We start from the raw sequence: 2980 nt of genomic DNA, 5'->3' as shown, positions 1-2980 counted from the left end.
CTCACCCTTATAGCACAGAGCCGGTCTGCTTAAGCACGTAGCTGCAGGCCTCGTCCTGCAAAGGCAGGGTAATCTTTACAGGTCGTAACCAGGAGCAGCCTCAGGGCTTCCCTTCACTGCCCTAAGGAAATCTTGCAGGACAGCAACTAAGGAGAACCTGACAAATGGATTTAAGAAGCAGAATTGAGGCCAGCTATAAGCGCATTGCCCAGGAAGCCTACGATGAAGGCATTGCACAAGGCATTGTAATAGGCAGAGCTGACTCAATTAAAGACATCATGGTCCTCAGGTTTGGTGGTATGCCTGATGAGTCACTGGCAGCACTGAGAGAAATTAAGGACCTTGCTGTTATGCGAAGCATTCAAAATGCAGCTCTTACCAGAGAAAAGGACGAGGTACTCAACCTTATATCACAGAGCAGGCCTGCTTAAGCACGTAGCTGCAGGCCTCTGCGTGCAAAGGCATGGTGATATATTTACCGGTAGTAAACAGGGGCAGCCTCTTGGCTGCCCTTAAGCTATCTTGCAGGACAGCAACTAACGAGAACCTGACAAATGGATTTAAGAAGCAGAATTGAAGCCAGCTATAAGCGTATTGCCCAGGAAGCCTACGATGAAGGCGTTGCACTGGGCATTGATGAAGGTATTGTAATAGGCAGAGCTGACTCAATTAAAGACATCATGGACTTCAGGTTTGGTGGTATGCCTGATGAGTCACTGGCAGCACTGAGAGAAATTAAGGACCTTGCTGTTATGCGAAGCATTCAAAATGCAGCTCTTACCAGAGAAAAGGACGAGGTACTCAACCTTATAGCACGGAGCAGGCCTGCATAAGCAGGTAACTGCAAGCCTCAGCCTGCAAAGGCAGGTGATATATTTACCAGCGGTGAAGGTGTCTTTGTCATGTACAGTTAAGGCAGCCCAGGGGCTGCCTTAACTCAAGAGGTCCAGATAGACTGGCCTGATTATGCATGCTGATGTTGAAGCGTGTCTTCAAGATTCTTCTCGAAGTCCTTGATGCTTTTGACGCTGGTGGCCAGAACAATGAATGAAGCCAGGGTATCTGGTGACTTCACTGCATTGAGACGGCTTTTCAGCCTGTCAGTGACATTGCCAAAACGGGTGCACAACTGCTCAATAATCAACTTGCAAACATACTTATTATGTTTTCTGAAAGCATCGGCAACAGCCTTCTTAGAGATGCCAGGAGTGGCTTCAGCAATGATGCCAGGTTTGGCATCGGCAATGATGCGAGCTTTGGCTTCGGCAATGATGCCAGCTTTGGCCTTGGCAATCAGCTGATCATCGTAGGCTTTCCAGCGCTCGTCGATATATACCATTAAAGACTCCCAATTATTTGAAGTTAGCCCTGGTCCAGGTCAGCCAGGGCCATATGCTGAATGTGCCGGGATGAATGCCTGAGGCTGTATGGGCTGACTCAGGAACACTGGAGCTGTCATCAGCGCCAGCGGTGAAGGTGTCTTTGTCATGTACAGTTAAGGCAGCCCAGGGGCTGCCTTAACTCAAGAGGTCCAGATAGACTGGCCTGATTATGCATGCTGATGTTGAAGCGTGTCTTCAAGATTCTTCTCGAAGTCCTTGAGGCTTTTGACACTGGTGGCCAGAACAATAAATGAAGCCAGGGTATCTGGTGACTTCACTGCATTGAGACGGTTTTTGAGCCTGTCAGTGACATTGCCAAAACGGGTGCACAACTGCTCAATAATCAACTTGCAAACATACTTATTATGTTTTCTGAAAGCATCGGCAATTATGCCAGCTTCGGCTTCAGCAATGATGCCAGGAGTGGCATCGGCAATGGCGTCGGCAATGATGCCAGGTTTGGCCTTGGCAATGGCATCAGCAATCAGCTGCTCATCGTAGGCTTTCCAGCGCTCGTCGATATATACCATTAAAGACTCCCAATTATTTGAAGTAAGCCCCGGTCCAGGTCAGACATGGCCATATGCTGAATGTGCCGGGATGAATGCCTGAGGCTGTATAGGCTGGCTCAGGGACACTTGAGCTGTTATCAGCGCCACAGGTTAAGGTGTCTTTGTCATGTACAGTTAAGGCAGCCCAGGGGCTGCCTTAACTCAAGAGGTCCAGATAGACTGGCCTGATTATGCATGCTGATGTTGAAGCGTGTCTTCAAGATTCTTCTCGAAGTCCTTGATGCTTTTGACACTGGTGGCCAGAACAATGAATGAAGCCAGGGTATCCGGTGACTTCACTGCATTGAGACGGCTTTTCAGCCTGTCAGTGACATTGCCAAAACGGGTGCACAACTGATCAATAATCAACTTGCAAAGATTCTTATTATGTTTGCTGAAAGCATCGGCAACAGCCTTCTTAGAGATGCCAGGGGTGGCATCGGCAATGGCATCAGCAATCAGCTGCTCATCGTAGGCTTTCCAGCGCTCGTCGATATATACCATTAAAGACTCCCAATTATTTGAAGTAAGCCCTGGTCCAAGCTCACGGAAGCTGGACATATCCACAACATAGAATTTGCAGTAATTAAAGACATCGTCAATGATGTCGCTTTCTGCCCCCTTAAGCTTATCACAGATAGCCCTGATAATGTCTCTTGTTCCTGGATTTGGTCTTTCATCAACCTGCAGTGCCAGCAGCAGGGCAGCAAGGCTGTTCTGCTTAACAAGCCAGGCTACACCACCTTTGTCTATCAGGCTGATGTGCTTATAGATGTAATCAGCTCTGAGCGCCATGTCAACACCAGGAACCATGTTACTGCTGTCAAACAGCTCGGTAGCCTGGGGAAATGATTGAGTGCCAGTATAAATCATGAACTGATATACATGCGGAAACACATCTAACCTTTTGCGAGGATTGAACCCAGGCCATTCACGCAAAATGGCCAGACGGTATTCCAACATTCTGTATAGCATGTAGTCAGAGATACTTGACTGGAATTCGAAATGGAAGTAAGTGACAATACCTGAAAGCAGCTTGATTTTGAC

General features: G+C 47.9%; 5 protein-coding genes. 2 read left to right on the top strand and 3 right to left on the bottom strand.

Going from position 1 to position 2980, the window contains the following annotated elements:
* Nucleotides 1-164 precede the first annotated feature (164 nt).
* Both MXE41_RS12835 and MXE41_RS12830 read left to right on the top strand, forming a co-directional pair.
* A complete protein-coding gene (locus MXE41_RS12835; RefSeq protein WP_247100869.1) occupies nucleotides 165-431 on the top strand; it encodes a hypothetical protein in 267 nt (88 codons plus the stop codon).
* A 123-nt stretch (nucleotides 432-554) separates the two neighbouring features.
* A complete protein-coding gene (locus MXE41_RS12830) occupies nucleotides 555-833 on the top strand; it encodes a hypothetical protein (protein WP_247100868.1) in 279 nt (92 codons plus the stop codon).
* 131 nt (nucleotides 834-964) lie between these two features.
* On the opposite strand, the gene MXE41_RS12825 is transcribed toward MXE41_RS12830, so the two are convergent.
* From MXE41_RS12825 to MXE41_RS12815, 3 genes are all read right to left on the bottom strand, one after another.
* Complete coding sequence (locus MXE41_RS12825) at nucleotides 965-1339, bottom strand: hypothetical protein (protein ID WP_247100866.1); 375 nt, start codon at nucleotides 1337-1339, stop codon at nucleotides 965-967.
* 210 nt (nucleotides 1340-1549) lie between these two features.
* Nucleotides 1550-1912, bottom strand: coding sequence for a hypothetical protein (locus MXE41_RS12820; RefSeq protein ID WP_247100864.1), 363 nt, complete (start codon nucleotides 1910-1912; stop codon nucleotides 1550-1552).
* Nucleotides 1913-2122: 210 nt separating this feature from the next.
* Entirely contained in the window at nucleotides 2123-2956 is an 834-nt protein-coding gene (locus tag MXE41_RS12815; RefSeq protein WP_348647442.1) for an Rpn family recombination-promoting nuclease/putative transposase, read from the bottom strand.
* Nucleotides 2957-2980 lie beyond the last annotated feature (24 nt).

The sequence above is a fragment of the Anaerobiospirillum sp. NML120449 genome, from assembly GCF_023051105.1.
Classification (GTDB): Bacteria; Pseudomonadota; Gammaproteobacteria; order Enterobacterales; family Succinivibrionaceae; genus Anaerobiospirillum.
This window is presented reverse-complemented; position numbering and strand designations above follow the sequence as displayed.